The sequence below is a fragment of the Actinocrinis sp. genome, from assembly GCF_035605935.1.
Lineage (GTDB): Bacteria > Actinomycetota > Actinomycetes > Streptomycetales > Catenulisporaceae > Actinocrinis.
This window is the reverse complement of sequence record NZ_DATNGK010000140.1, coordinates 1-26,648: the sequence shown is the minus strand read 5'-3', so window position 1 is coordinate 26,648 and position 26,648 is coordinate 1. Positions and strand designations below refer to the sequence as shown.

The 26,648-nt window shown below is 68.2% G+C and carries 26 protein-coding genes; 18 read left to right on the top strand and 8 right to left on the bottom strand.

Annotation, left to right across the window (positions count from 1 at the left end):
- Positions 1 to 33: 33 nt before the first annotated feature.
- From VN779_RS12000 to VN779_RS11990, 3 genes are read right to left on the bottom strand one after another with little or no spacing between them, the layout of a single operon-like run.
- A complete protein-coding gene (locus VN779_RS12000) occupies positions 34 to 822 on the bottom strand; it encodes a hypothetical protein (RefSeq protein WP_325722568.1) in 789 nt (262 codons plus the stop codon).
- Between the two features lie 8 nt (positions 823 to 830).
- Complete coding sequence (locus VN779_RS11995) at positions 831 to 1,628, bottom strand: hypothetical protein (RefSeq protein WP_325722567.1); 798 nt, start codon at positions 1,626 to 1,628, stop codon at positions 831 to 833.
- Complete coding sequence (locus VN779_RS11990) at positions 1,628 to 2,536, bottom strand: ABC transporter ATP-binding protein (protein WP_325722566.1); 909 nt, start codon at positions 2,534 to 2,536, stop codon at positions 1,628 to 1,630. The genes VN779_RS11995 and VN779_RS11990 overlap by 1 nt, the downstream gene beginning before the upstream one ends.
- Positions 2,537 to 2,668: 132 nt before the next feature.
- On the opposite strand from VN779_RS11990, the gene VN779_RS11985 reads away from it, so the two are divergent.
- On the top strand, positions 2,669 to 3,859 hold the full coding sequence (locus tag VN779_RS11985) for a sensor histidine kinase (protein ID WP_325722565.1): 1,191 nt from the start codon (positions 2,669 to 2,671) through the stop codon (positions 3,857 to 3,859).
- Complete coding sequence (locus VN779_RS11980) at positions 3,856 to 4,506, top strand: response regulator transcription factor (RefSeq protein WP_325722564.1); 651 nt, start codon at positions 3,856 to 3,858, stop codon at positions 4,504 to 4,506. The genes VN779_RS11985 and VN779_RS11980 overlap by 4 nt, the downstream gene beginning before the upstream one ends.
- Positions 4,507 to 4,573: 67 nt before the next feature.
- Here VN779_RS11980 and VN779_RS11975 read toward each other — a convergent pair whose 3' ends face one another.
- The gene (locus tag VN779_RS11975; RefSeq protein ID WP_325722563.1) at positions 4,574 to 5,104 is read right to left on the bottom strand and encodes an FMN-binding protein; all 531 of its coding nucleotides are present in this window, start codon (positions 5,102 to 5,104) and stop codon (positions 4,574 to 4,576) included.
- A gap of 19 nt (positions 5,105 to 5,123) precedes the next feature.
- Positions 5,124 to 6,521 carry a ferredoxin reductase family protein gene (locus VN779_RS11970; protein WP_325722562.1) on the bottom strand — a complete coding sequence of 466 codons (1,398 nt, stop codon included), beginning with the start codon at positions 6,519 to 6,521 and terminating at the stop codon, positions 5,124 to 5,126.
- A 246-nt stretch (positions 6,522 to 6,767) separates the two neighbouring features.
- On the opposite strand from VN779_RS11970, the gene VN779_RS11965 reads away from it, so the two are divergent.
- The 4 genes from VN779_RS11965 (at position 6,768) to VN779_RS11950 (ending at position 11,170) form a co-directional block, all read left to right on the top strand.
- A complete protein-coding gene (locus VN779_RS11965; protein ID WP_325722561.1) occupies positions 6,768 to 7,514 on the top strand; it encodes a response regulator transcription factor in 747 nt (248 codons plus the stop codon).
- On the top strand, positions 7,511 to 8,989 hold the full coding sequence (locus VN779_RS11960; protein ID WP_325722560.1) for a HAMP domain-containing sensor histidine kinase: 1,479 nt from the start codon (positions 7,511 to 7,513) through the stop codon (positions 8,987 to 8,989). Before VN779_RS11965 ends, VN779_RS11960 begins: the two co-directional genes overlap by 4 nt.
- Before the next feature lie 139 nt (positions 8,990 to 9,128).
- Positions 9,129 to 9,815, top strand: coding sequence for an HAD-IA family hydrolase (locus tag VN779_RS11955; protein WP_325722559.1), 687 nt, complete (start codon positions 9,129 to 9,131; stop codon positions 9,813 to 9,815).
- A gap of 179 nt (positions 9,816 to 9,994) precedes the next feature.
- Positions 9,995 to 11,170, top strand: coding sequence for a C40 family peptidase (locus tag VN779_RS11950; RefSeq protein WP_325722558.1), 1,176 nt, complete (start codon positions 9,995 to 9,997; stop codon positions 11,168 to 11,170).
- Positions 11,171 to 11,252: 82 nt separating this feature from the next.
- Here the strand turns inward: VN779_RS11950 and VN779_RS11945 are convergent, their stop codons facing one another.
- Entirely contained in the window at positions 11,253 to 11,753 is a 501-nt protein-coding gene (locus VN779_RS11945; RefSeq protein ID WP_325722557.1) for an inorganic diphosphatase, read from the bottom strand.
- A gap of 388 nt (positions 11,754 to 12,141) precedes the next feature.
- Between VN779_RS11945 and VN779_RS11940 the strand changes: the two genes are divergently transcribed.
- The 12 genes from VN779_RS11940 (at position 12,142) to VN779_RS11885 (ending at position 24,429) form a co-directional block, all read left to right on the top strand.
- On the top strand, positions 12,142 to 13,287 hold the full coding sequence (locus tag VN779_RS11940) for a zinc-dependent metalloprotease (protein ID WP_325722556.1): 1,146 nt from the start codon (positions 12,142 to 12,144) through the stop codon (positions 13,285 to 13,287).
- A 51-nt stretch (positions 13,288 to 13,338) separates the two neighbouring features.
- A complete protein-coding gene (gene tilS / locus VN779_RS11935) occupies positions 13,339 to 14,385 on the top strand; it encodes a tRNA lysidine(34) synthetase TilS (RefSeq protein WP_325722555.1) in 1,047 nt (348 codons plus the stop codon).
- An 89-nt stretch (positions 14,386 to 14,474) separates the two neighbouring features.
- Positions 14,475 to 15,026: a hypoxanthine phosphoribosyltransferase gene (gene hpt, locus VN779_RS11930; RefSeq protein ID WP_325722554.1), complete on the top strand. Its 552-nt coding sequence runs from the start codon at positions 14,475 to 14,477 to the stop codon at positions 15,024 to 15,026.
- 344 nt (positions 15,027 to 15,370) lie between these two features.
- A complete protein-coding gene (gene ftsH / locus VN779_RS11925) occupies positions 15,371 to 17,353 on the top strand; it encodes an ATP-dependent zinc metalloprotease FtsH (protein ID WP_325722553.1) in 1,983 nt (660 codons plus the stop codon).
- Positions 17,354 to 17,362: 9 nt separating this feature from the next.
- Positions 17,363 to 18,124, top strand: coding sequence for a GTP cyclohydrolase I FolE (folE, locus tag VN779_RS11920; RefSeq protein WP_349260747.1), 762 nt, complete (start codon positions 17,363 to 17,365; stop codon positions 18,122 to 18,124).
- 227 nt (positions 18,125 to 18,351) lie between these two features.
- A complete protein-coding gene (locus VN779_RS11915) occupies positions 18,352 to 20,079 on the top strand; it encodes a phosphatidylglycerol lysyltransferase domain-containing protein (RefSeq protein WP_349260749.1) in 1,728 nt (575 codons plus the stop codon).
- 115 nt (positions 20,080 to 20,194) lie between these two features.
- On the top strand, positions 20,195 to 21,085 hold the full coding sequence (gene folP, locus VN779_RS11910; RefSeq protein ID WP_325722551.1) for a dihydropteroate synthase: 891 nt from the start codon (positions 20,195 to 20,197) through the stop codon (positions 21,083 to 21,085).
- Positions 21,085 to 21,573, top strand: coding sequence for a nuclear transport factor 2 family protein (locus VN779_RS11905; RefSeq protein WP_325722550.1), 489 nt, complete (start codon positions 21,085 to 21,087; stop codon positions 21,571 to 21,573). Before folP ends, VN779_RS11905 begins: the two co-directional genes overlap by 1 nt.
- A 224-nt stretch (positions 21,574 to 21,797) precedes the next feature.
- On the top strand, positions 21,798 to 22,175 hold the full coding sequence (gene folB / locus VN779_RS11900) for a dihydroneopterin aldolase (protein WP_349260748.1): 378 nt from the start codon (positions 21,798 to 21,800) through the stop codon (positions 22,173 to 22,175).
- Positions 22,172 to 22,729, top strand: a complete 558-nt coding sequence (gene folK, locus VN779_RS11895; protein WP_325722548.1) for a 2-amino-4-hydroxy-6-hydroxymethyldihydropteridine diphosphokinase — start codon at positions 22,172 to 22,174, stop codon at positions 22,727 to 22,729. The genes folB and folK overlap by 4 nt, the downstream gene beginning before the upstream one ends.
- 136 nt (positions 22,730 to 22,865) lie before the next feature.
- The gene (locus tag VN779_RS11890) at positions 22,866 to 23,399 is read left to right on the top strand and encodes a DUF3180 domain-containing protein (RefSeq protein WP_325722547.1); all 534 of its coding nucleotides are present in this window, start codon (positions 22,866 to 22,868) and stop codon (positions 23,397 to 23,399) included.
- A 229-nt stretch (positions 23,400 to 23,628) separates the two neighbouring features.
- A complete protein-coding gene (locus VN779_RS11885) occupies positions 23,629 to 24,429 on the top strand; it encodes a hypothetical protein (RefSeq protein ID WP_325722546.1) in 801 nt (266 codons plus the stop codon).
- Positions 24,430 to 24,444: 15 nt separating this feature from the next.
- Here VN779_RS11885 and VN779_RS11880 read toward each other — a convergent pair whose 3' ends face one another.
- Entirely contained in the window at positions 24,445 to 25,596 is a 1,152-nt protein-coding gene (locus VN779_RS11880) for an NADH-quinone oxidoreductase subunit D (protein WP_325722545.1), read from the bottom strand.
- Positions 25,597 to 25,652: 56 nt separating this feature from the next.
- Positions 25,653 to 26,648 (bottom strand): SAM-dependent methyltransferase (locus tag VN779_RS11875; protein ID WP_325722544.1); only part of this gene is annotated, 996 nt, incomplete at its 5' end.

Genomic DNA, 26,648 nt, shown 5'->3' with positions numbered 1-26,648 from the left:
TGCAGTACGACCAGTCGGGTTGTGGGCGGCGACTCATACGTCTCGCCGGGTCACCGTGGTCGCGGTCACGATCAGGCTGGCCAGCGGCCAGGCGAGGATGAGTATCCAGGCTGCTGTGGACGGGGGAAGCGGGCTTTGGTGGGCGCCGGTGGACGCGGTGCGGGCGAGCGTCATCCATGCCGAGAGCGGCATCCCCTCGGTTGCCGTACCGAGCCCGATGGTTCCGCTTGCCAGCATCGTCGGCAACAGCAGCAGGACTCCCCAAGTCGCGCCGATGGCGCTGAGGGGGTGGCGGATCAGCGCGCCGATCGCGATGCCTATCTGCGAGCCGAGCACCGGAAGCGCCGCGGACAGAATCGCGGCCCGCAGTGCCGCGCCCTGGCCGAGTGAGAGACCGGACAACTGGCCGGTTAGTGCGTATCCGGCGATGTACAGGGAGGCGAGCGAGGCGATCAGGCCGAAAACCGCCATGCACAGCGCCACCACGAGACTCTTTGCCAGGATCACCCGCCGCCGGGCAGGCACCGCGACGAAGGTGGTGCGGATCAGTCCGCTGGCGTACTCACCGGTGATCGTGAGCGCGCCGAATGTGGCAGCGAGCACCGTGATGAACGCCCAAGTCAGCTGGTCGTATGGATAGATCAGCGGGTTGAAGGCGGCGGCGGCTCCCGGCGCGACCCGGACATGGTGGCCCTGCCACCATGCCGCGACGGCGGCGAATAAGACGCCGAATACCATCAGGCCAAAGGTGGAGCGCAGCGACCGGATTTTGATCCATTCGGCGGCGACGAGATCGCCGAAGCGGACGTGGCCCGCTCTCATGTGCGTGTTCATACGTCCCTCCGGTCGAGCGCGAGGATGGTGATGACGATGGATGCGGCGGCCCACGCGGCGAGAGTGGCCCACGCCACGGCGACCGTCATGGTGCCGGTCCCGGCACCCGTGAGTCGGCCCCACGCGTAGTAGGGCATCGCGTTCGCGGCGTCGGTGGCCCACCGGTTTCCGGTGGGGCGCAGCATGATCGGGATGAAACCGAAGAGGGCGCAAACGACGGTCGCGGATCCGGCCGCGTGACGCACCAGCGTGCCGAACGCCATACCAGCGAGCGCGCAGGTGGGCAGCAGCAGGATGGATGACCAGATCGCCCGCATCGGGTGGGCGTCGACGGGACTCGGCGCGTGGATGATGGCGACGGCGAGTGCGAGGCCGCCCGCGCCGATGACCAGCGCCGCGCCGCCCGTGACCGCTGTGACGACGGCGGCTTTGGCCACGCTGATCCGACAGCGGTCGGGAACCGCGGCGAGCGTGGTGCGGATCAGCCCTGTGCTGTACTCGCCGACCATGGCCTGCGCCCCGATCAGTCCGGCGCCGATCATCGCCGGCAGCCACGAGAACCCGTCGAACGCGGCCCGTTGCGGATTGAGCGGGCCGCTGGATCCCGCCATGGGCAGCACGCCGTGGCGGCTGTTGTTGGCGGCCAGATAGAGCGCGAGCGAGACCAGCAGCACCAGCGCGGTCGGGGTCGAGCGCAGCGACCAGAACTTGATCCATTCGGCGGCGCACAGGTCGGCGGGCCGGGCGCGTTTGCGCGGGCCGCGCAATCGCGGTGCCAGAGGCTGAACGCTCATCACGATCGCCCGGCGCGGAACTCGACGCTGGCAGCCGTCGACTCCATGAACGCCGCCTCCAACGCACTGGAGACGGCGGCGACCTCATATACCGTGATCCGCTGGTCGGCTGCGATCTCGCCGATCCGCAGCGTGGTCAGGCCGCTGACGGTCAACGTCCGATCGTCCTCGGCGGCTACCCGCCCGCCCTGTGCAGTGAGTGCGGCGGTCAGGCGCTCGGGATCGTGTGTCCTGACTCGGACGCTTAGCCGGGTCGCGCGTGCCGCGAACTGCTCCAGCGGCTCGTCGGCGATGAGCTTGCCGTTGCCGATGACGATCAGGTGGTCGACGCTGTGCTCCACCTCGCTCATCACGTGGCTGGAGACGAACACGGTGCGGCCCTCGGCGGCCAGGCGGCGAAACAGCGTTCGCGCCCACACGATCCCCTCCGGGTCAAGGCCGTTGATCGGCTCGTCGAAGATGAGCACCGGCGGGTCGCCGAGCAGCGCGGCGGCGATGCCGAGACGCTGGCGCATACCGAGGGAGAAGCCGCCCACCCGGCGCCCGGCCGCGTCCTGCAGACCGACCTCGCTCAGGACGGCGGCGACGCGTTCGCGCGGGATGCCGTTGCTGCGAGCCAGCGCGGTCAGATGGGCGCGAGCGCTCCTGCCACGGTGTACATCGCCCGCGTCCAGCAGCGCGCCCACCCTGCGCAGTCCCGCCCCCTCTTCGCGAAACGGCCGGCCGTCAACGGCGGCACTGCCACGGGTCGGGGCGTTAAGGCCGAGAATCATCCGCAGAGTGGTGGACTTGCCCGCGCCGTTCGGCCCGAGGAATCCGGTCACCCGGCCGGGCTGGACCGTGAAGGTGAGGTCGTCAACGGCGGTGACAGCGCCGAAGCGCTTCGTGAGTTCTTTGATCTCGATCACGATGCTCAGCTTTCCGCCGGTTCCGGTCCGCGGCGTCGGCCGACGGGCGGTTCCTGCCGCGGCTCCTCAGCCTGGGGGCGTACGCCCGCAGAGCGACGTCCTGCGGCAGTGGCGTCACCTACACTCCACGACGTGGACGTGGAAGGGATCAAGGCTCGACTACCTGGATTGGACAGGCTCGTTCGGCTTGCGGACATGGCGACGGTGGTCGGCGCGTACCTGCTGTACGCATCCCTTCTGTTTTGGACGGCTCCGACGACCCAGAGTCCCCAGTACGACGGGCCCCACCGATTCCCCTCCATTGCCGCGCCGGCGCTTGCAGCCCTCGTCCTGGTCCTGGCACTCCCGGTGTTGCTGGCACGGCGGTGGCCCACGGCGGTGTACGGCGCGCTGCTCGCCGAGACCGTGCTCGCTGTGGAGTTCGGGGCACGCACTTGGGGGCTGTACGCGGCTGCGGTCGTGGCGATCTGCTACCTGGCGCTGGTCCGCTCGACCGCGGTCTCGGCCGTCGCCGCGGCCGCCTTGGTCGTGCTCTGGTACGTCGAGCAGGCAGGCGTTCTGGCAGCGGACCCGGCGTCGGACCTGGGGATGACGACTAGCGAGATCGCCCTGTACGCAGCGTGCGGCTGGGGCGCGGGCTACGGATTGCGTAAACGCCGTGAATACAGTCTCTCCCTGCGCGAGCAAAGTGCCGCGCGTGCCGTCATGGCCGAACGCCTGCGCATCGCGCGGGAACTGCACGACATGGTTGCCCACAGCATCGGCATCATCGCAGTGCTCGCTGGCGCTGCGGGCAGGGTGATGGAAACTCAGCCGAAGCAGGCGCGTGCAGCGCTGACAAGCATCGAGGCGACTAGTAGGGAGACCCTGACCGGCCTTCAGCGCATGGTCAGTGCCCTGCGTCACGCCGAGCCGGAGACTGGCGACGCCGCCCCGCTCGCCCCTGCCCAGGGTCTGGCCGGCCTCGACCACTTGGTGGCCCGTGCGGCCGACGCGGGGCTGCGCGTCGACGTAGCGTGGCGCGGTGAGCGACGGACGCTGCCGCCAGAGATAGATCTGTCTGCATTCAGGGTCATCCAGGAGGCCCTAACGAACGTCGTGCGCCATTCGGGCAAGCGCGACTGCCGCGTCCTCATATCGTTTGAGGCGGACGAGGTGTCGATCGAGATCTTGGACAACGGCCGCGGCAGCGTGCACCCGGATCCGGGCGGCGGCTTCGGCCTGCTTGGCATGAGGGAACGCGTCGCCCTGCTCGACGGCCAATTCAGCGCCGGTCCGAGAGCCGAGGGCGGCTTCCGAGTCGCGGCAAGGCTTCCGGCATGACGATCCGGGTCCTGCTCGTCGACGATCAACCGTTGATGGTCTTCGGGCTGCGCATGATCATCGATGACGCGCCGGACCTGGAGTTCGCCGGCTCCGCGGGCAACGGCCGGGAGGCGATCTCGCTCGCCCGGCAGCTACGGCCCGACGTGGTTGTCATGGATGTGCGCATGCCCGAGATGGACGGCATCCGCGCGGCCCGCTTCATCGCCGCCGAGCCCGAGGCCCCCAGGGTTCTGGTGCTGACGACCTTTGACGAGGACGAATATGTCTACGGCGCGCTGCGCGCCGGGGCCAGCGGTTTCCTGGTCAAGAGCATGGCATTGGAGGACATCCTCGGCGCGATCCGCGTCGTCGCCGGCGGGGACGCGCTCATTGCGCCGAGTATCACCAAGCGGCTCATTGGCACCTTCGTCGAGCGATCAGCACCCGCCGCCGCGCGAGTGATCCGTACTCTCGACGGCGTCACCGAACGCGAGCGGGAGGTACTGGCCCTGGTCGGCCGCGGGATGTCGAACGCGGAGATCGCCCAACACCTGTTCATCAGCGTGGCTACGGCCAAGACGCACGTGGCCCGGCTGCTCGCCAAACTCGGAGCCCGCGATCGGGTGCACCTGGTCATCGCAGCGTACGAAGCTGGGCTTGTGTAGCCGGAGTTAGCTCAAACTACGTCCGGAGCCGCGGATCGACACCGCGCCTGAGCTGAACCGGAGGACGTTAGGCGCCGGCTTTGTCGATCGCGCTCTGCAGCGACTGCGCGTAGCCGTCGCTCGTGTACGTCGCGCCGGAGACGACGTCGATGTGGGCGCTCTGCGCGGACATCGCCTCCTGGTTCAGGATCGGCAGCGCGTAGCTGTTGATCTGCTGGTCGCGGAAGCTCTCCGTCGGGTACTCCAGCACATTGATGCTGCTGATCTTCTTGCCGCTGAAGGTCACCTGGAGCTGGACTGGGCCGTAGCGGGTGTCCGCCGCGTCGCCGGTGACCGTCTTGGTTGCCGAGCTTGCGGGGGTGCTTGAGGCGCTCTTTGGCGCGGCTGGGCTTGCGGAGGACTGGCCGCCGCCGCTCCCGCTGCCGGCATTGCCGGTAGTCGGTGCGCTTGTCGTGGGCGCCGCTGCGCCTGCGTTCGAGCCGGAGCCGATGCTGAAGCTGGATGCGCCCAGGGCTGAGCCGCTGCCGTGCGGTTTGAGGCCGAGTAGCAGGACGATGCCTGAGACTGTGGCGGTGCCGGCGACGATGGCGCGACGCATCGGGCGTACCCCTTCTCCTTTAGAACGCGAACGATTCGTGGTGGATGCGTGACCGCTTGACCCCGCACTCGCGCAACGCCTGAACCGCTGCGGCGGCCATCGGCTCTGGGCCGCAGATGAACACGTCGTGCCGGTTCAGGTTCGGGACCAGCTTGGACAGCGTGCGCGCGGTGAGCGGGTCGCCGACTTCAGATCTCGGACCTACCAGGAACGTTAGGCGTGCGCCACGCGCTGCTGCGATCGACTCAAGCTCCTGACGGAAGATCACATCCGCTGGCCCGCTGGCGCGGTAGAGCAGGGTGAGGTCGCCGCGCTTGGCGGGGAGCGTCTCGAACAGCGCGCGGATCGGGGTGATGCCGACGCCGCCGGCGAGAAGCAGCACCTTGCGGGCGCGGACTCGGTCTGCCGTGAACGCACCGTATGGGCCTTCGATGCGGACTTTGGTTGCTGGCCGTAGCCGCGCAACGGCTGCGCTGTGTCCGCCCAGGTCCTTGACGGTGAAGCGGAGGAAGCGCGGGTGTGGCGCGGCGGAAAGGGAGTACGGGTTGGCGGTCCACCGCAGGCCCTTGGCCTGGAACTGGAGTCGGAAGAACTGGCCCGCCTCGGCGCGCAGTTCGTCGAGATGTTCGCCGGTGAGGATGACCGAGACGACGCCTGGACCCTCAGGGCGGACCTCGGCCACCCGCAGTTGGTGCCTTCGGTCGTTGCGCCACGGAACGACGAGCCGATACCAGCCCAAGATTGCGAAGGCTCCGACGTAGTACGCGCTCCACAGCACCCGCGCCGGGCCCGTGTCCAGGTCCGCTCCGTTTACGATCTGGTGGCTGAAGGCGAGTGCGATGGCGAGGTAAGTCCCCAAGTGCAGGTAGTACCAGGTCTCGTAGCTGAGACGGCGGCGGGCCGCGCGCGCCGAAATGAACGCCGTCCCGAACATCACTAGCGCCGCCAATGTGCCCTTGATCATCTCTGGGTAGTCGAAGACCACGTATACGGCCTCGTTGACGACAGATTTGCGCGCCGTGTACGCGTAGCCCCAAATGATCGTCAGGATGTGTGTGGCGACGAGGCAGACCATGTACCTGCCGGCGAGCGCGTGCCAGCGGGCTAGCCGGTCCGATCCGACCCGGCGCTCCAGTACGGGAACACGAGCCATGAGTAGAAGCAGCAGCGGTGTGAGGTAACCCGCGAGCAGTCCGGTGATCCGGCCAGCCCCGGTCAGCCATCCAGCGGCGCCGACGACGTTGAACGTGTCCTTCCACCACAGCGCGAGCACAGCCAGCCCGCCGATGCCGATGAGCGCCAGCACGGCGAGCGGGATGGTGTCTGCCGGAAGTCGCAGGTCCGGCGGTGAGCCGGATGCGCGGCCGCGCTCGGCGCCACGCCGCGCGGCGTGGGCACGATCGGCTACGGCAGGCATGCGCAGGACCTTCCTTCTCGGCGGTGAACCGGCACGCAAAGTGAGTGCGGCGTTGTGGTCGTTGTGTTAGCGGCCCGAGGCCTATCGTCACATCGTCACTTCTCAGTTCCCTATGAGTCTGAAGCGCGAGCAAGTCGAAGCCGCGGCTGAGTTTGCTGGTCACGGCTTACTGCCGGCTCGGGTTGAGCGCCATGCGGAGTAGGGACTTTTCAGCGTTTTCTCACCTTCAGCCCGGACTATGGGCCGGTGACAGGCACTGATGCATCGGGCGCGGCCGCCGCGGAAGGCACCACCGGCAGCGGCTGGCGCATCCTCGTCGTCGACGACGAGCCGGACCTCGTCGAGGTGATCTGCGGCGCGGTCACATACGAGGGTTGGCAGGCCCAGGGCGCGGAGACCGGACTGGACGCCGTGCGGATCGCCGAGAGCTGGCAGCCACACGCGGTCGTGCTCGACATGATGCTGCCGGACCTTGACGGCACCGAGGTGCTACGCCGGATCCACGAGTCTCGCCCCGAAACGCGGGTGCTTTTCCTTACCGCTAGGGATGCGGTTGAGGACCGGATCGCGGGGATCGCGGCCGGCGGAGATGACTATGTGACTAAGCCGTTCAGCCTGGAGGAGGTCGTGATCAGGCTCCGAGGCATGTTGCGGCGTGCCTGGCCGCCCGCTTCGCCGCCGGCGGCCCGGCCGGACTGCCTCGTGGTCGGCGACCTGGTGATGGACGAGCGGGCGATGGAAGTGACTCGCGGCGGGTCGCCGGTCGAGCTGAGTCCCACCGAGTTCGCGCTGCTGCGCTATCTGATGCGCAATCCTCGCCAAGTCCTGAGTAAGACGCAGATCTTGGAAGAAGTCTGGAGCTATGACTTCGGCGGGCAAGCGCACGTCGTTGAGCTTTACATCAGCTATCTGCGTAAGAAGCTCGACGCCGGCCGTGCGCCGATGATCCATACGGTACGCGGCGCCGGTTACGTATTGAAGGCCGCGACGTGAGAGGGCTCCCTCGGACGCTGCGTGGACGGTTGACCCTCGGGCTGGTCGCCATCCTCGCCCTAGTGTGCCTAGGGATCGGGCTCGCGACGACCACTGTGCTTAAGCATTACCTCGTCGACGATCTCGACCAGCAGCTTGGTGAGGCCGGTGGTCGTTACGCAGCGAGCCTTGAGCACAACGCGCTGGGCAGCGATACGAATCGGGGAGACACGCGGGCGCAGACCCCCGGAACGCTAGGCGTGCGGCTGGTGGGCGGCTCGATCACCGTGGCAGCGATTGTTGACGGCGACGCCGACGACGCAACGGGCAGCATCGAAGACCGAGTCACTATGTCCGCTCAGGACGCGAAGGCGCTGGCCGCGCTCCCGACCGACGGATCGGCGCACACTCTGAGCCTTTCGCTCATTGGCGAATACCGCGTGCGGGCCCAGAACGGGATGGACGGCGACGTCCTGGTCACCGGCCTGCCCTTAACGCGCATCGACCAAACTGTGCGGCAGTTGGCGGGAGCGGAGATGGCGATGTTCGCCGCGGCGCTCGTGCTCGCCGCTGTCGCGGCCGTGGTGTGGGTGCGGCTGACGCTTCGACCGCTGGACCGCGTAGCCAGGACAGCCGAGCGGGTCAGTGGCCTGTCGCTGGCCAGCGGGGAGGTCGAGCTGTCCGTTCGGGTCCCCGACGACGATCCGGCGACTGAGGTCGGACGCGTCGGCGCATCGCTCAACCGGATGCTCGGGCACGTCGGAGACGCGCTGGCCAAGCGGCACGCGGTCGAGGCCAGACTGCGAGAATTCGCCGCCGACGCCAGCCATGAACTGCGCACGCCGGTCGCCGCGATCCGTGGCCACGCCGAACTCGCGCAGCGGCACCCGGGTGAGATCCCGGAGCCGGTGCGCAGATCGCTTGGCCGCATCGAGGCTGAGGCGCAGCGCATGGGTGTCCTAGTCGACGATCTGCTCCTGCTCGCTCGCCTTGACGCCGGTCGGCCGCTGGCCCGTGAGCAGGTAGATCTGACCCGGCTGGCGCTGGACGCGGTCGAGGACGCGCGAGCCGCCGCGCCGGGCCATCGCTGGCGCCTGGAACTACCCGCCGAGCCGACCGCGGTGGTCGGCGATCAACACCGTCTGGCTCAGGCGATCGCGAATCTGCTCGCCAACGCGCGTACGCACACGCCCGAGGGGACGGAGGTGACGCTGCGACTGGACGGCGGGGAGTCGCCGGAAGCCCGGGAGGTCCGCCTCAGCATTGCCGACACTGGTCCCGGCCTGAGCCCGGAGGTCGCGGCCCGCGCCTTCGACCGGTTCGTGCGCGGGGATCGTGCGCGCTCCCGAGCTTCGGGCAGCACTGGCCTCGGCCTAGCGATCACCCGCGCAATCGCCGAGGCGCACGGCGGAAGGGTGGAGCTGGAGACCCGCCCCGGTCGCACCGTCTTCACCGTGGTTCTGCCGGTGAACGGCGGGGCTGAGAACGAGGCGTGAGATTGCGGCGCCGCAAACCGCCCTGTTATGCACAGCTGCGGAAACAGCGATTTGCGGTGCCGGTCACCGGCGCCGTTGTCGCCGATCCTTGTGAGAGCCGCGAGCGGGGCGGTGGTTCGCTCATGCGATGATCTGACGCATGGTGAACGCAGTGCTCTTCGACTTTTCCGGGACGCTGTTTCACTGCGAGTCGGCTGAGTCGTGGCTGCGCGCGGCGCTTGAGCAGGCCGGAATCGTCGCGTCGGACGCCGAAATCGCTGCGTGGGCGGAGCGGTTGCACGCGAGTGGCGGGCAGCCAGGCGCCTATTCCGAGTTCGCGGTGCCTGCGCATCTGACGGACCTATGGGCGCGACGCGATCTTTCGGCGGAGGATCACCGAGCCGCTTACACCGCGCTGGTTGAGGCAACCGAGTTGCCGTGGCCTGGTCTCGCAGACATCTTGTACGACCGTCACTACGCGCCCGAAGCCTGGGATGCGTACCCGGACACCATCGAGGCGCTGGAGTCGCTCCGGTCGCGCGGAATCCCGGCCGCTGTGGTGTCCAATATCGGCTGGGATCTGCGCACCGTCTTCAAGCATTTCGGCGTGGATGACCTGATCGCCGGCTATGTGCTCTCCTACGAGGTCGGCGTAAACAAGCCTGATCCGGCCATCTTCGAACTCGCCTGCGAGCTGGTCGGACACGCTCCGGCCGACGTGCTGATGGTTGGTGACAACGCCGCTGCGGACGGTGGCGCGGCGGCTATCGGCTGCTCCTTTCAGCTCGTCGAGCATGCGCCTGTCATTGCCCGACCGAGCGCGCTGCTGAATGCGGTCGGCCTCTAGCGAGTCGAGCGGCTTAGACGTGGGCTGGCTGACAGCTGCACAGACTCGACCTGACGGCTAATCACACGTTTTCGCGGTTTAAGTACGCATGCGGGTGATTTGACGCGTGTCGGACGAAATGACCATGTGGCATCCGGGCACGATCGACTACGCAGGGTCGTCGGCCGAGGGAGGTGCCTGTGACTGGTCGTCGCGTTCGCCTGTCTCGACGGGTGCTGTGCGCAGTTGCCTGTGCGGCACTGCTCGGGTTGACGGTCGGCGGTGCGTACGCCGATCCGGTCTACCCGAGTCAGAACCAAGTTGATCAGGCACAGCAAGCCGTTCAGCGCGCGAAGTCCGCGGTGGCGCCGATTCAGGCGCAGTTCGACGCGGCGCAGCGCCAGCTGACCTTGCTCGTGCGGCAGTCTCAGATCGCGGCCGAACAGTACGACGCTGCCACGGTGCGCTTGCAGCGCGCCCAGTTGGCCGCGCAGATCGCTTCGGACCATGTCGCCGTAGCGCAGCGACGCTTCGCTGACGCCCGGTCAGATCTAGGCCGGCTCGCGGCTGCCGCGTATCGGGACGGGGGAGGACTCGGTTCCGTCAGCCTCGTCCTTAATGCGGACGGCCCGGAGCAGTTCGTGACCGGCGCACACGTGCTCGCGCACCAAAACGCCGACCTTAAGGCGACCGTTCAGGCAGCCGACCAGGCTCGCCAGGACGCCCAAGCCGCCAAGGCCACAGCGGACGCGGCGGTGCGTGGCCAGGCTGCGGCTCAGGTGCAGGTGGCGAAGGCCGCCGAAGTTGCCAGGATCGCTGTCGCGGCAGAGCAGAGCCAGGTCGCTGCGGCAAGCGCGCGGCGTGACGCGTTGCTGTCGCAGCTTGCCGCAGCCCAGCGCGTTTCGGTGCAACTGGAACAGCAACGCCAGCAGGGCTTGGCGGAGGATGCGGCTCGTCGCGCTGCGCAAGCCGCGGCGAGCCACTACTCGCCGCCGAATTACGACGGTTCACTCGCCGGCCGTGCGCTCGCCTACGCGTACGCACAGCTCGGCAAGCCATACGTCTGGGGCGCGGTCGGACCGTACTCGTTCGACTGCTCAGGCCTGGCGATGCGCGCGTGGGAGACGGCCGGCGTCTACCTGCCCCACTTCGCCGCGTTCCAGTACCAGGCCAGCCATCCGATCGGCTACGGCGACCTGCGGCCCGGCGACCTGCTGTTCTGGGCCACCGACAGCGGCGACTCGGACACGATCTACCACGAGGCCATCTACATCGGGAACCAGCAGATGATCCAGGCGCCGCGCTCCGGCGAGAACGTGGAGATCTCGCCGATGTGGATGTGGGGACCGATCCAGTTCTTCGCCCGGCCCGACTGACCGATCTGCGACGCCGTGGATCAGCAGCGCCACCGATCAGCAGCGCCACCGATCAGCGCAAGCAGACCGGCGGCGCTGCGGGTCAGTGGTGCTGGCTGTCAGGGCTCTCGGCGAAACGCAGCCGTGACCGGCGGATCTCCTCTTCAGCCTCAGTGCGTCCGACCCAGGTCGCGCCCTCGACCGACTTGCCAGGCTCCAGGTCCTTGTACACCTCGAAGAAGTGCTGGATCTCCAGCCGGTCGAACTCGGGCACGTGGTGGATGTCGCGGATGTGCTCGACACGCGGGTCGTTGGCCGGGACGCACAGGACCTTGTCGTCGCCGCCCTTCTCGTCGGTCATCCGGAACATGCCGATCGTCCGGCACAGGATGAGACAGCCGGGGAAGGTCGGCTCCTCAAGCAGCACCAGGGCGTCCAGCGGGTCGCCGTCCTCGCCGAGTGTGTCCTCGATGTAGCCGTAGTCCGCCGGGTAACGCGTCGAGGTGAACAGCATGCGATCCAGCCTTATGCGGCCGGACTTGTGGTCCACCTCGTACTTGTTCCGCTGACCCTTCGGGATCTCGATCAGGACGTCGAACTCCATCGTTCCTCCATATGGGGGTGCCGTCGGGCCGTGATCACTCGTTCGGCGGCACGAGGCTCTACCGGAGGAGCGACCGGGCGTGCCCGCGGTTGAGGCGGACGGCTGTCGGTGGGTATGCCTCGCGATGACCAGGCTTACCGCACTAGTGTCCCGCACCGCGGAGGGTGTGCGAGACAGAGCGCAGCACCGAGTGATCAACGCAACACTTCAGCAATGCGTCCTGCTGCGCTGACCGCGCCGCGCCCGCGCCGACGGCCCCGCGCAGTGGCAGGCGGGGACAGCGATCAGCAGGCGGCGAAAGCGGTCAATCAGGGACAACCGGCCCGATAGGCCAGATTGCCCGTCGCGCAACGCTTTTAGAAGCAACGCGCCGGGATACTTTGAAGGTGTGGCGAGTGACGAACTGATCGACTGGTCGGTGGCCGAGGCGACTGCGCGGCGCCTGGTGCGTCCCGGGCCGGCGGTCAGTCCGCGCCAGGCCGAGGCGGCAGTGGCCGAATTGCGGCGCAGCGCGCAGGCCGCGCAAGGGCACGTGCGGAACTTCGCGAAGCTGGACGCGCCCGACGACGGCTCGCCGGTCCTGGTCGTGGGCCGTGACGGCTGGGTCAACGCGAATCTGGAAGCGGTGCAGACGCTGTCCGCGCCGCTCGCCGAGAAGGTCCGGCAGTGGCGCGAGGGCGTGATCCCGAGCGGACTGCGATCCGCGGCGAGCCTCGCCGGGGCGAAGCTGACCGGCGTGGAACTCGGCTCCCTGCTCGCCTATCTTTCGCACCGGGTTCTGGGCCAGTACGACCCTTTCGGGGCTCCCGACGGCGGGCGGCTGCTGCTCGTCGCGCCGAACATCGTGCAGATAGAACGCGAACTGGGCGTCGACCCGACCGACTTCCGGCTTTGGGTCTGCCTGCACGAGGAGACTCACCGGGTTCAGTTCGGCGCGGTCCCGTGGCTGCGTGACCACATCCTCGGCGAGATCGGCACCTTGATCGCCGAGCTTGAAGTCGAACCCGCGGTGTTCATCGAGCGCGTGAAGGCGCTCATACGCACCATGATGGGTACAGCCGACGATGCGTCTACACGACACGCCGACGTACCGGCCGATCGAGTGGGTGAGGCCGTCGAGCCCGTCACCCCCGCCAACGAGCTCTCGTTGTTGGATATGGTGCGGACCCCTGCACAGCGTGCCGTCATCGATCGGCTCACTGCGGTCATGACGCTGCTGGAGGGGCACGCCACCTACGTGATGGACGGGGTCGGCCCGCTGGTCGTGCCGTCGGTCGCGGAGATCAGCCGGGAGTTCGGCCGTCGCCGGTCGAAGAACCGGCTGCGGCCGGAGGCGCTGCTGCGCAAGCTGCTCGGACTCGACGCGAAGATGAGGCAGTACCGCGACGGCGAGCGCTTTGTGCGCAGCGTGGTGGACGAAGCCGGGATCGACGGCTTCAACCGCGTGTGGACCTCGCCGAATACGCTCCCGACCCAGGCGGAGATCGGCGACCCGGCCGCGTGGATCCGGCGGGTTCCGCTGCGCCGCGGTTGAGGCCGCGCCTGGGCGGGCCGCCACGGCGACTTGGTTGAGGAGTGGTCAGCTATGGGACCGGTGCCCGCGGTTGCGGCGATACGCCTGGCAGTACGCCACGCACTGAAGGATCATCAGCCCGGCGATCTGGTGTTGGTCGCCTGCTCGGGTGGCGCGGACTCGCTCGCGTTGGCCTGTGCGGCAGCGTTCGTCGCGCCGCGGCTGGGGTTACGCTGCGGGGCGGTGACCGTGGACCACGGGCTTCAGGAGGGGTCGGGCCGGCGAGCGGACGAGGTCGTCAGGCTGTTGCGTCAGCGCGGACTTGACCCGGTCGAGTCGGTGGCTGTGGTGGTCGGCCGCGAAGGGGGACCTGAGGCCGCGGCTCGCTCCGCGCGCTATGAAGCACTGGATCACTTCGCCGAGCGGCTCGGGGCGCGTTCTGTGCTCCTCGGCCATACCCGAGACGACCAGGCCGAGACGGTCTTGCTGGGGCTGGCTCGCGGCTCAGGTGCCAGGTCACTCGCGGGAATGCCGGCCCGCTTCGGACCGGGCGACCGCTATCGTCGCCCGCTACTCGACACCGCTCGTTCGGTAACCGATGACGCTTGCCTCGCAGAAGGCGTCGTACCGTGGCGCGATCCGCATAACGCAGACCCGACGTACACACGCTCGCGCATTCGTCACCGGCTTCTCCCCGCTATCCATGACACGCTCGGCCCCGGCATGCCTGAAGCCCTCGCGCGCACCGCGCGCATGCTGCGCGAAGACACCGAAGCGCTGGACCACTGGGCGGTAAGGGCACTGGAGGAGTGCCGTCACGCGCAAGGCGGCCTCGACACCGTGCGGCTCGGGGCGCTCCCGACAGCAGTGCGTCGCAGAGTCATACGGCTGGCCGCGCTCGGATGCGGCGCTCCGGCCGGAACTCTGGCCGCGGTACACATCGAGGCGGTGGACGCCTTGATCACGAACTGGCGCGGTCAAGGTCCACTACACCTGCCGGGGCCGGTGGTCGTTCACCGGGCGGATGGCAGACTGGCCTTCGGCGAGCGGACCCTGGACGGCTCGGAGCAGGCGGCGGCGCGCGGAGGTAAGCAGCAGTGCGCGGCGACGCCGGTCTGACTCCTCGCACGTCCGGCGGCGTGCCGGGGCGTGTCCCGGGCGCCGCGCCGCCGAACCGGCCGCGCGGATTACACGAGGAGACTGTCCCGGTGGACGAGAAGGACATGGGCCCGGACCTGGAGCGGGTGCTGCTTGGCCAGGCCGAGCTTGCGGAGGGGATCGCCCGGCTCGCCGCCGAGATCGACGCGGATTACGGCGACCGCGAACTGCTGCTGGTCGGTGTGCTCAAGGGCGCGGTGATGGTGATGGCCGACCTGTCCCGCGCGCTGCATCGCCCGGCGACCATGGACTGGATGGCGATCTCGTCTTATGGCGCCGGCACCAAGTCCTCGGGTGTGGTGCGGATCCTCAAGGACCTCGACACGGACATCGCCGGTCGGCATGTGCTGGTGGTCGAGGACATCATCGACTCCGGCCTGACCCTGTCTTGGCTGCTGTCGAACCTGCGCTCGCGCAACCCCGAGTCGCTGGAAGTGTGCGCCCTGCTGCGCAAGCCGGACGCGGCCAAGGTGCAGATCGACGTGAAGTACGTCGGCTTCGACATCCCCAACGAGTTCGTGGTCGGCTACGGTCTCGACTTCGCCGAGCGGTTCCGGAACCTGCCCTTCATCGGGACGCTCGCCCCGCACGTCTACTCGTGACGTGCGGCGTTTGGCGAGCGTCCCGATGAACAATGGGCGCAGTATCGGGACTTTGGCGCCGCACGTTTACTCCTGATCATGCTGGTTGCCGACTTCACCCTGAAATCGGGAACGTACGCACCGCGTAGGATCGTTGGCACAGTGTTGGACGCCTCGGTGTTGGACGCCCGCGACTGCTGCCTGCTCCTTTCGAGGACAGTTCGCACAGTGGGGTAGGGGCAACCGATCACCGTCGGGTAGTAATACTGCTCGGTAGCGGTGAGAGCAGCTGTAGCAAGCACCAGTTCAGCAGTACCCACCAGGGACGAGCCGGCGAGAAGGGACGGGGCTGGAAGCCCCGGACGATGGACGTGAAACGAATTTTCCGTGGCCCAGCGATCTGGGTCGTGCTGGCCGTGCTCGCAGTGCTGGCCGTGATGAACATCGTGTCCTCCGGGGGCGGCGCCACTTCGGTCGACACGTCGAAGATCATCAACGAGATCAAGGCGAACCAGGTCAAGTCAGCCCAGGTGACCACCGGGTCGAGCCAAAGCGTGCAGGTCACCCTGAACGACGGCACCAAGCAGGTCGCCACCTATCTGAACGACCAGCAGGGCGCGAACATCACCACGATGCTCGACAACGCCAAGCTGACCGACGGCTACAACGTCGTGCAGTCCAAGCAGCCGTGGATCATCTCCGTGCTGGTGACCCTGCTGCCGTTCGTGCTCCTCGTGATCGTCTTCCTGTTCCTGATGAATCAGATGCAGGGTGGCGGCTCGCGGGTGATGAACTTCGGCAAGTCCAGGGCGAAGATGATCACCAAGGACACGCCGAAGACCACCTTCGCGGACGTAGCCGGCGTGGACGAGGCGATCGAGGAGCTGCAGGAGATCAAGGAATTCCTTGAGTCCCCGGCCAAGTTCCAGGCGATCGGCGCGAAGATCCCCAAGGGCGTGCTGCTCTACGGCCAGCCCGGTACCGGAAAGACCCTGCTCGCCCGGGCGGTCGCCGGCGAGGCCGGAGTGCCGTTCTTCTCGATCTCCGGATCCGACTTCGTCGAGATGTTCGTCGGTGTCGGTGCCTCCCGAGTGCGAGACCTGTTCGAGCAGGCCAAGGCGAACGCCCCGGCGATCGTGTTCGTGGACGAGATCGACGCGGTCGGCCGGCACCGCGGCGCGGGTCTCGGCGGTGGGCACGACGAGCGCGAGCAGACCCTGAACCAGCTGCTGGTCGAGATGGACGGCTTCGACGTCAAGGGCGGAGTCATCCTGATCGCGGCGACGAACCGCCCCGACATCCTGGACCCGGCGCTGCTGCGTCCCGGCCGCTTCGACCGGCAGATCGCCGTCGACGCGCCAGACCTGAACGGCCGTCAGCAGATCCTCCAGGTGCACGCCAAGGGCAAGCCGCTCGCGCAGGGCGTCGACCTGATGGCTGTCGCCCGCCGCACCCCCGGCTTCACCGGCGCGGACCTGGCCAACGTGCTCAACGAGGCGGCGCTGCTGACCGCTCGCACCGACAAGAAGCTGATCGACAACTTCGCGCTGGACGAGGCGATCGACCGCGTCGTGGCCGGGCCGCAGAAGAAGACCCGGTTGATGAGCGAGCACGAGAAGAAGATCACCGCGTACCACGAGGGCGGGCACGCCCTAGTGGCGCACGCGCTGCCGAACACCGACCCGGTGCACAAGGTCACCATCCTGCCGCGCGGCCGCGCCCTCGGTTACACGATGGTGCTGCCGGACGAGGACAAGTACTCGACGACGCGTAACGAGCTGCTCGACCAGCTCGCCTACGCGCTCGGCGGCCGGGCGGCCGAGGAGCTGGTCTTCCACGACCCGACGACCGGCGCCGGCAACGACATCGAAAAGGCGACCAAGCTCGCCCGCGCGATGGTCACCCAGTACGGCATGACCGAGCGTCTCGGCACGATCAAGCTGGGCCAGGACAGTGGCGAGGTCTTCCTCGGCCGCGACATGGGCCACCAGCGTGACTACTCCGAGGAGGTCGCGGCGATCGTCGACGAGGAGGTCAAGAAGCTCATCGAGACCGCCCACGACGAGGCTTGGGAAGTCCTGGTGGAGAACCGGGAGATCCTGGACCGGCTGGTGCTCGAGCTGCTGGAGAAGGAAACCCTGGACAAGGCGCAGATCGCGGACATCTTCCGGGACGTGCGGATGCGTCCCGCGCGGCCAGCGTGGACCGGCTCGACCAGGCGGGTGCCCTCTGACCGGCCGCCAGTCAAGACGCCGAAGGAGCTGGAGCTCGCCAACGGCAGCTACAGCGTCAACGGCGGCTCCGGCATCAGCGACCTTCCGGGGCAGAGCGGCCTGGCGGGCAGTTAATCTGCTGGTATGAGCCAGATCGAACCGTCGATACCGGAGCCGTCATTGTCGCAGCCGTCGATGTCGCAGTCGTCGAATCCGGCGTCAGCAATATCGGAGCCTGCGTCGGCAGCAGTCGCGTCCACCGCCGTGCGTTCGGCGGTGGACGCGTTGTCGTTGCCTGGCGAACCGGAGATCGAATCGCCGGACGCCGGGCGGGCGGTGGCCCCGTTCGACGAGAAGCGGGCCGAGGCCGCGATCCGCGAGCTGCTGATCGCGATCGGGGAGGATCCCGACCGCGACGGGCTGCGGGACACGCCCGGACGCGTCGCCCGGGCATACCGGGAGATGTTCGCCGGGCTGTGGCAGGCTCCGGAGGACGTCCTGGCCACCACCTTCGACCTTGGCCACGACGAGATGGTCCTGGTCAGAGATATCGAGCTGTACAGCTGCTGCGAGCATCACCTCGTTCCATTCCACGGAGTGGCCCATGTCGGCTACATTCCTTCGGTGGACGGGCGTATCACCGGTCTGTCGAAACTCGCCAGATTGGTTGATGTGTACGCCAAGCGCCCGCAGGTCCAGGAACGGCTGACCACCCAGGTCGCCGACGCCCTGGTGCGGATCTTGCAGCCCCGCGGGGTCATCGTGGTAGTGGAGTGCGAGCACCTGTGCATGTCGATGCGAGGGATACGGAAGCCCGGCGCGAAGACGGTCACGTCAGCGGTGCGGGGGATGCTGCGATCCTCCGCGACCCGTGCGGAGGCGATGAGTCTGATCCTCGGTCGCTGAGGAACGAGGCGGGCCGAGGGCAATCGGCACAGTCTGGGTCGCTGAGGGACACGAAGTCTTCTAACAGCGCGAGCCCACGATCATCGGCGACGTCTGGATCATCGAAAAAGGTCAAGTCTGACACTGCGTCAGCGGGGCCGCAGCCCAAGGATGAGGATCCGGCCGTGGACGCAGTCAAGCCTTCGTCGCCGGCTGCCGACAAGCCGGCTGACGCGCCGACGCCGCCGATCCCGGCTCGCCACCCGAAGCCCTGGGTCCCGCGCGTGGCGGGACTGCTCTGCTACCTGCTCGGCCTGTTCGACATCCTGTCCGCGATCTTCCCTCGGGTCCGGCACATCCAGTCCGTGCACAAGTTCGGGCACCTCGTTCCCGGGCTCCAGGTCAATCCGTACGCCGTCGCCGCGAGCCTGATCGTCGGCGTGCTGCTGGTCTCCCTTGCGCACGCGCTGCGGCGCCGCAAGCACCGCGCCTGGATGGGCGTCGTCGCGCTGCTTACTACATCCATCGCAGTGCATCTGATCCGGCGCGAGCCCTTCGGCGGGATCGCCCTGTACTTCCTCGTCCTGGTCCTGCTGATCGTGTATCGCAAGGAGTTCTACGCGCTCAGCGACCCCAAGTCCCGCTGGCGCGCCATCTGGACGTTCTGGGCCATGCTGGTCGGCGCCGTCGCCATCGGGCTCGCGCTGGTCTCGGCCCGCGGGGACCGCATCATCGGGCACGCCAACTTGCTCGACCGGCTCAACCACGTCGCGCTCGGCTTGGCCGGCATCAGCGGGCCCATGCACTTTCGCGGCGACAATTACGGCGACTACATCTACTTCTCCCTCTTCGGCCTCGGCCTGTTGACCGTCCTGGTCACCCTCTACCTCTTTTTGCGCCCCGCCGAGCCGGCCGCTCGACTGACCGCGGACCAAGAGGTCGAGATCAGGTCCCTGCTCCAGCGGCACGGGCAGCGCGACTCACTCGGCTACTTCGCTCTGCGCCGCGACAAGTCCGTGCTGTTCTCGCCCACCGGCAAGTCCTGCATCGCCTACCGCGTCGTCTCCGGCGTCATGCTCGCCAGCGGCGACCCGATCGGCGACCCGGAGGCCTGGCCCGGCGCCATCCGGGCCTTCGTCGAGCGCGCCGAGCGGTATGCCTGGATCCCGGCCGTCATGGGCTGCTCCGAGCAGGCCGGGGAGATCTGGCACCGCGAGGCCGGGATGGACGCGCTGGAACTCGGCGACGAGGCCGTGGTCGAGGTCGCCGACTTCTCGCTCGACGGCCGGCCGATGCGCAACGTCCGGCAGATGGTCAACCGGATCGAACGGCAGGGGTACGCCTGCCAGGTGCGGCGGCTGCGCGATATCCCAAGTGAGGAGGTCGTGCTCATCCGGCGGCTGGCCTGCGACGGGCGATCCACCGAGACCGAGCGTGGCTTCTCCATGGCGCTTGGCCGCTTCGGCGACCCGTCCGACGGCGACTGCGTCGTGGTCACCGCCACCAAGGACGGCGAGATCCGCGCGGTGCTCAACTTCGTGCCGTGGGGCAAGGACGGCCTCTCCCTCGACCTGATGCGGCGCGACCGTTCCGCCGATCCGGGCCTCAATGAGCTGATGATCGTAGCGGCACTGCGCGAGGCCAAGACGCTCGGCGTCAAGCGAATGTCGCTGAACTTCGCGGTGTTCCGTTCCGCCCTCGAGCGCGGCGAGCGGATCGGTGCCGGTCCCGTCCTGCGGCGCTGGCGCGGGCTGCTGGTGTTCCTCTCCCGCTGGTTCCAGATCGAGTCGCTGTACCGCTTCAACGCCAAGTTCCGGCCGGTCTGGGAGCCGCGCTTCGTCGCATTCCGGCAGACTCGGGATCTGCCCCGGATCGCGCTGGCCGCCCTGGAGGCCGAGGCTTTCCTCGTGCTGCCCTCGCTGTTGCGGCGCGGCCCGAAGGAAGAGGCGGACGCGGCGTCGCTGCGCACCTACTGACCAATTGATGATCAACTACTAGCGATCCGCGGGCCAACTGGCCCAAGCCCGCAGCATGAGCAGTGCGAGCCCTTGGACGATAAGCCGACATGCCCATAGTCGGTAGGCTGAGGTCATGGCTGTGCTGGCGACGCGACCCAACCGGCGGGTGACGGGACTTCCCGAACTCGACCGGTGCGCGGTCATGGGCGTGGTCAATGTCACCCCGGACTCCTTCTCCGACGGCGGCCGCTACTTCGAGCCGCAGGCCGCGATCGAGCACGGGATCGAACTGCTGGCGGCCGGTGCTGACTACCTCGACGTCGGCGGGGAGTCGACGCGGCCAGGCGCACTGCGCGTTCCGGTCGAGGAGGAACTGCGCCGGATCATCCCGGTGATCAAGGCGCTCGCTCAGGACGGCGCGATCATCTCCGTCGACACCATGCGCGCGCAGGTGGCTCGCGAGGCGGTGGAGGCGGGCGCGCGGATCGTCAACGACGTGAGCGGCGGGCAGGCCGACCCGGAGATGATCCCGTTCGTGGCTTCGGCCCGGGTTCCATACATCCTCATGCACTGGCGCGGGCACAGTGCCGATATGAACAGCCGAGCCGTGTACGGGGACGTGGTCGCCGAGGTGCGCCGCGAGCTGGCGGAACACGTCGAACGCGCGGTCGGCGGCGGCATCGCGCCGGACCGCATCGTCCTCGATCCCGGCCTCGGTTTCGCAAAGACGGCGGTGCACGACTGGGCGTTGGTCGGTCACCTCGACGCGTTGCACTCGCTCGGACGCCCGCTGCTGATCGGCCCCTCGCGCAAACGCTTCCTCGGCCGCCTGCTGGCGGGCCCGGACGGCGAGCCGCGGCCCGCACCCGACCGAGACGTCGCTACGATCGCCCTCGCCACACTCGTGGCCGCACACGGCGCGTGGGCCGTGCGAGTGCACGCGGCGGCCGAAGCGATCGACGCGGTGCGCGTGGCAGCCGCAGTCGGTGATCCACACTATGCGAATAGAGCGGGGGGCCATTAATGGCGACGCAGCCGCCGGTGGACGAGGAGCCGTTCACCGCCGAGCAGGCCGCGGTCGCGGCGGTCAACGAGTCCTTCTATCAAGCGGTCGAGGACGGCGATCTCGACACCGTCCGCGCGCTGTGGATCGATGGTGAGCACTCGGGCACGGCGCACTGCGTACATCCCGGTCAGCCTGCGGTACACGGTCGTTCGCAAGTGCTGATGTCCTGGGCGGTCGTCATGTCGCGACTGTCGTACCTTCAGTTCTTCATTACGGACGTCCGGGTCGTGGTCTCCGGCGACCTGGCCGTAGTGACCTGCGCGGAGAACGTGCTCACCGATCTGCCGCACGGCGAGGGCGAGGACCCGACCGGATTCGCCGGCGGCCGGGCCGAGGCGACCAACGTTTTCCGGCGTGCCTCGGACGGCCGATGGTTGCTGTTCGCGCATCATTCCTCCCCGGTCTTCCCCTCCGGCGGCGCCGAGTCGCCCGACGAGCACGAATAGCTCGGAAACGCCGCGCGGTGGTTAGACGCCGCCGCGGTTTGGGCAGGCAGCATGCCGTAGGCGGCAATTGCATCAGCAGCGGTCTGGCGCGTGGTGCGGGCGGTGCGGCACGGTCTCGGCGGCGCCTCGGCGGCGTGGGCTGCGGACTCAGCCACCGAAGGGAACGACCGAGCTGGACGGAGCGGCGGATGGGTGCGGGTGACGGCGTGGACCGGGCGGCGGATCTGGACCGGATCGTGCTGCACGGGCTGCGGGGGCGCGGCCGGCACGGGGTCTTCCCGAGAGAGCGGGCCGAGGGCCAGACCTTCATCGTGGACGCCGCGCTGGGCCTCGACACCCGCGCCGCGGCCGCGGGCGACGACCTGGCCGCGACCGCCGACTACGGCGCGATAGCCGAGAAGATCGTGGCGCTGATCGAAGGCGAGCCGGTCAACCTGATCGAGACGCTGGCCGAGCGGATCGCCACCGCGTGCCTGGCCGATCCGGTGGTGCGTGAGGCGCAGATCACCGTGCACAAACCGGACGCTCCTATCGCAGTACCGTTCGATGACGTCACCGTCACCATCCGGCGGCGGAGCGAAGCGCGGCAGGAGGCTCGATGAATCACGAGCGCAAGCGGGGCTACGACCACCGAGCGGTGCTGGCGCTCGGCGGGAATCTGGGGCACCGGCTGGAGAACCTTCAGTCCGCTCTGGACGCGCTGGTGGACACCCCCGCGCTGGAGGTCGTCTCGGTCTCCCCGGTCTACGAGACCGAGCCGTTCGGCGGCCCGGACGACGCGGCCGATTCAATGGACCTGAGCGGCCAGCAGAATTTCTACAACGCCGTCGCGCTGGTCACCACCGACCTGACCCCGCTGACCCTGCTGGACCGAGCGCTCGCCATCGAGCAGGCGCTGCATAGGCAGCGGGAGGAACGCTGGTCGGCGCGCACCATCGATGTCGACATCATCGCGTACGACTCGCTGGTCACCCACAACAATAGGTTGACTGTCCCGCATCCGCGTGCCCATCAGCGCGCGTTCGTGCTGGTGCCCTGGCACGATGTCGAACCGGACGCGAAGCTGCCGGGCTGGGGTCCGGTCTCGGCGCTGCTGGAGGCGCTTAAGCCGATAGACGGCGTCAAACGGCGCGACGATCTGAGCCTGCAACTCTGACGCTCGGCCGGGATTCGCGCGCCGGATGAATGCACTGTGGTTGACGATCCCGGCGGCGCATTCCAATCGAGTTCTGACGGTGTATCGAACCGGGACCTGTTCGCCGGGCAAGAACCGAAACTGACAGACTGGGGCCGTGAAGCCGACCAAACCGCTGGTGCTCGTAGCGGCCACCGTCATCGTGGCCGTGATCGCCTATGTGGTGCTGCGCTTCTGGGACCACCTGGGCGACACGAGCGTCCCGGCCGTGCCGCTGTCCGCGCCGATCACACTGGCGGTACTCGCGGTCGCGGTCTTGGGCGTCGCGCTCGGGCTGCGCTCGCGATTCGCCGCGTATCGCAAGTCGCGCGCACGCATCGACCGCGGCCTGCCGCGGGACCCGAACGAGCGACCGGTCAAACCGATCGATCCGCTCCAGGCCGCCCGCGCGCTGGTGCTGGCCAAGGCTTCCGGCCTGGTCGGCTCGGTGTTCGCCGGGATCTACGGCGGGTACGGGTTGTTCCTGCTCGGCCGGCTTGACATCGGTATTTACCGCTCCGAGGCGCTGCGCTGCGGCTTCGCGTTCCTGGCCGGCGCGGCGCTGGTGGCGGCGGCGATCTATCTCGAGCACATCCTGAAGGTGCCGCCGGAGGAACCCGGCGGCGACGGAAAAGTGCCGTCCGGAGCCTGAGAACGCCGCAGCGGCATATCAGGGCGCCGCGTCGCGCCCTGACCACCTCGGAACTCTCCGTATCAGAGCGCTCTGCGCGGCTGACGCTGCATTAGTCAACTTTGACTTTCCAATCTGCAAACGGGTATTCCGTACAATGCGAGGCAACAACTAGAGTTCACGTATGCGTCATCGGCAGACTACGGGGGCGGGTCCGTCGGGAACCCGGCCGAGCATTGCCATTCTCATGATGACCGCGGCGGGCGGGGGCCTCGCCGTCGGTCTTGGCCAGCCTGCGGGGGCTTGGGCCGGCTACGGGACCAGTTCGATCGCCGCCGTCCTCGGCTTCGGCACGCTCTGGCAGCAGCGTGGCCTGCTGGAGCGGCGGGCGAAGGAAATGGCCCGGCGCCGGCGTACCGACCTCGACGCGCTGGCCGTCGCGGAGCAGCGGCACCGAACCGAAGCCGACCGGGTCAAAGCCGAGCTCGAACACGAACAGCAGTACTCGCTGCTGATCCAGGACCAGCTCACCCGCGCCCGCGAGCAACTGGAGCGGGAACGCGCCGCGCGCCGTACCGCGGAGCGGGAATTGGACGCGCTCACCGGTTCCGACAGCTGGCCATCGGCCACCTCGTCACTTGTGCTGACCGTTGAAGAGCCGGCGGGCGGTCGGGCCGCAGCGGCAGCGTCGCAGGGTATTGACGGCGAGGAGTCGGGCCGCCCGAGTTCCGCGCCGGCCGCGAAGAACTTCAGTGCGCAGAACGGAAACGCGGCGGCCCGGCGACGCGGCTGGCAGGTTGTGGACGGCAGCGGCGCTGAAGGCGGCGCGGACGGTCACGAGACGGACGGCAGTGACGCGCCCGCCGCGCAGACTGAGCGGTTGTACCGGCCGTTCATCGACCAGCTGGCCGCCGCGCAGGTGCCCGTCTCGGAGGCGGCGCTCGCGATGGCCCCGGTCATCGGGGCGGCGGATCTCGACGGCGTGCTCGACCTGACCGCTTACGACGAGACCGTCGAGTTCTCGGTGCGCGAAATCAAGGGCATGGCATAACGGCTGCTCGCCCGGCTACTTGTCGATGTCTCCGACCACGAAGAACATCGAGCCGAGGATCGCGACCATGTCGGCGACCAGGTGACCGGGCAGCACTTCGCCGAGCACCTGGATGTTGTTGAACGAGGCCGAGCGCAGCTTGAGCCGCCAAGGCGTCTTCTCGCCGCGCGAGACCAGGTAGTACCCGTTGATGCCGAGCGGGTTCTCGGTCCAGGAGTAGGTCTCACCCTCGGGTACCTTGAGCACCTTGGGCAGCCGCAGGTTGATCGGGCCCTGCGGTAGCGCGGCGAGCCGGTCTGCGCAGGCCTCGGCGAGGTTCAGCGAGACGTGGGTCTGTTCCAGCAGGCAGTCGAAGCGGCTGAAGCAGTCCCCGGCCTGGCGAGTGACGACGCGCAGCACATCGCCGAGTTCGCGGTACGCGAGGTAGGGATCGTCGCGGCGCAGATCGAAGTCGACGCCGCTGGCCCGCGCGATCGGCCCGGACAGGCCGTACGCGGCGACCTGCTCGGCGGTCAGGACACCGACGCCTTCGGTGCGGGCGCGGAAGATCTCGTTGCCGTGGATCAGGTTCTCGATATCAGCCAGCCGCGTGCGCACCGCCTGGATCGTGCGGCGCGCCCGGTCGAGCCAGCCCGCGGGCAGGTCCTCCTTCAGGCCGCCGACCCGGTTGAACATGAAGTGCATCCGGCCCCCGGAGATCTCCTCCATGACCTTCTGCAGTTCCTCCCGCTCCCGGAAGGCGTAGAAGATCGGGGTGATCGCGCCGAGCTCCAGCGGATACGAGCCGAGGAACATCAGGTGGTTGAGCACACGGTTGAGCTCGGCCAGCATGGTGCGCGCCCAGGACGCGCGCACCGGCAGCTCCATGCCGAGCATCCGCTCCGCGGCCAGGACGACGCCGAGCTCGTTGCAGAAGGCGGAAAGCCAGTCGTGCCGGTTCGCCAATACGACGATCTGCCGGTAATCGCGGACCTCGAACAGCTTTTCCGCGCCTCGGTGCATATAGCCGATGATCGGCTCGGCGGACACGATGCGTTCGCCGTCCAGCACCAGCCGAAGACGCAACACGCCGTGCGTGGACGGGTGCTGCGGGCCGATGTTGAGGATCATGTCCTCGGTGGCCAGTCCGGCGCCGATGCCCGCGGTGCGCTCCACAAGCTGTCCCATAAGCGGTAAGTCTCTCACTCCTTCGCGGGACACCGGAGCGGGCCTCTTGAGGCTCGTTAGAGGCCGGCGAGCGACGGAAGGGCCGAGACCCCGACCCCTTGCGCGAGCCAGCCGAATCCGCCGAGGCCGAGTGGGTCGGTCAGTTCAGCGGCGGCGGATGCTTGGGACAGTGCGCGCAGGTAGCCGCGCGGGTCGGTCGAGGCGAGGGTCAGATCGGGACGGCCACCCGTCATCCCCAGGCTGTGGAAAACGGCGCGCTGCGTGGTCAGCACAGTCCAGTTGGTGCGTGATGCGGCGGCGGCAGCGCAGGAGTCGAGTGCCACGTGGGCGGTGATATCGCACGAGCCGTCCGGAATAGGGGCCGTTTGGCGACCGTGCGCGTAACCGGTCAAAGTGCCGAAGGGTGGGCGTGACGCGAGGTCGTGCGCGTAGTCGATCGCGATGGCGACGCCCCGGTCGAGCGTTGCGACGGCTTGCTGCCAGGCCGAGTCGCGGCTTCGGCCGATTTCGGCCCGGAAAGGCTGGGCTGAAGACGGGTCACAAGTCTCGGAGGTTTCCGGGGTCTCGGGGACCGGCCACCATGTGGACAGCCACGTCTGCTGGTCCGCGCTGGGTTCGAGGCCGAGCCGTTCGGTGCCATCGGCAGCGACTTCGACGAGCAGCCAGCCGTCCGGAGTGGACTCGGCGACATCGCAGGGGACGTTGTCCAGCCACTCGTTGGCGATGAGCAGACCGGTGACGCTGGTGGGTGGCTCGTTGCGCCATTCGATAGCAGAAGTCAGATTCTCGGGGTTGGAGGCGACCTCGACCGCGACGAGGTGCAGGCGCTGAGAGAGGGTGTCGTCGGGCTGCGGCGCGCCGTTGAGTTGGGTGCGGACGGCGTCCAGCAGTTCACCGCGACCGGCACCCATATCGACCAGCGTGACCGGATCCGGATGGCCCAGCGCCGCATCGACCTCGCGAAGCAGTCGCACCACGGCCGTCGCGAAGAGCGGCGAGGCATGGACCGATGTCCTGAAGTGCGCGGCCGGGCCCTCACCGGCCCGATAGAA

Excerpts from the sequence above, each read along its gene's own strand:
- VN779_RS11945 (WP_325722557.1), bottom strand. The coding sequence starts at position 11,753 with ATGGAGTTCGACGTCCTGATCGAGATCCCGAAGGGTCAGCGGAACAAG.
- VN779_RS11885 (WP_325722546.1), top strand. The coding sequence starts at position 23,629 with ATGACCGCGGCGGGCGGGGGCCTCGCCGTCGGTCTTGGCCAGCCTGCG.
- VN779_RS11955 (WP_325722559.1), top strand. The coding sequence starts at position 9,129 with ATGGTGAACGCAGTGCTCTTCGACTTTTCCGGGACGCTGTTTCACTGC.
- VN779_RS11880 (WP_325722545.1), bottom strand. The coding sequence starts at position 25,596 with ATGGGACAGCTTGTGGAGCGCACCGCGGGCATCGGCGCCGGACTGGCC.
- VN779_RS12000 (WP_325722568.1), bottom strand. The coding sequence starts at position 822 with ATGAGAGCGGGCCACGTCCGCTTCGGCGATCTCGTCGCCGCCGAATGG.
- VN779_RS11905 (WP_325722550.1), top strand. The coding sequence starts at position 21,085 with ATGGCGACGCAGCCGCCGGTGGACGAGGAGCCGTTCACCGCCGAGCAG.
- VN779_RS11975 (WP_325722563.1), bottom strand. The coding sequence starts at position 5,104 with ATGCGTCGCGCCATCGTCGCCGGCACCGCCACAGTCTCAGGCATCGTC.
- VN779_RS11995 (WP_325722567.1), bottom strand. The coding sequence starts at position 1,628 with ATGAGCGTTCAGCCTCTGGCACCGCGATTGCGCGGCCCGCGCAAACGC.
- folK (WP_325722548.1), top strand. The coding sequence starts at position 22,172 with ATGAATCACGAGCGCAAGCGGGGCTACGACCACCGAGCGGTGCTGGCG.
- folE (WP_349260747.1), top strand. The coding sequence starts at position 17,363 with ATGAGCCAGATCGAACCGTCGATACCGGAGCCGTCATTGTCGCAGCCG.
- tilS (WP_325722555.1), top strand. The coding sequence starts at position 13,339 with ATGGGACCGGTGCCCGCGGTTGCGGCGATACGCCTGGCAGTACGCCAC.
- folP (WP_325722551.1), top strand. The coding sequence starts at position 20,195 with ATGGCTGTGCTGGCGACGCGACCCAACCGGCGGGTGACGGGACTTCCC.
- ftsH (WP_325722553.1), top strand. The coding sequence starts at position 15,371 with ATGGACGTGAAACGAATTTTCCGTGGCCCAGCGATCTGGGTCGTGCTG.
- VN779_RS11970 (WP_325722562.1), bottom strand. The coding sequence starts at position 6,521 with ATGCCTGCCGTAGCCGATCGTGCCCACGCCGCGCGGCGTGGCGCCGAG.
- VN779_RS11980 (WP_325722564.1), top strand. The coding sequence starts at position 3,856 with ATGACGATCCGGGTCCTGCTCGTCGACGATCAACCGTTGATGGTCTTC.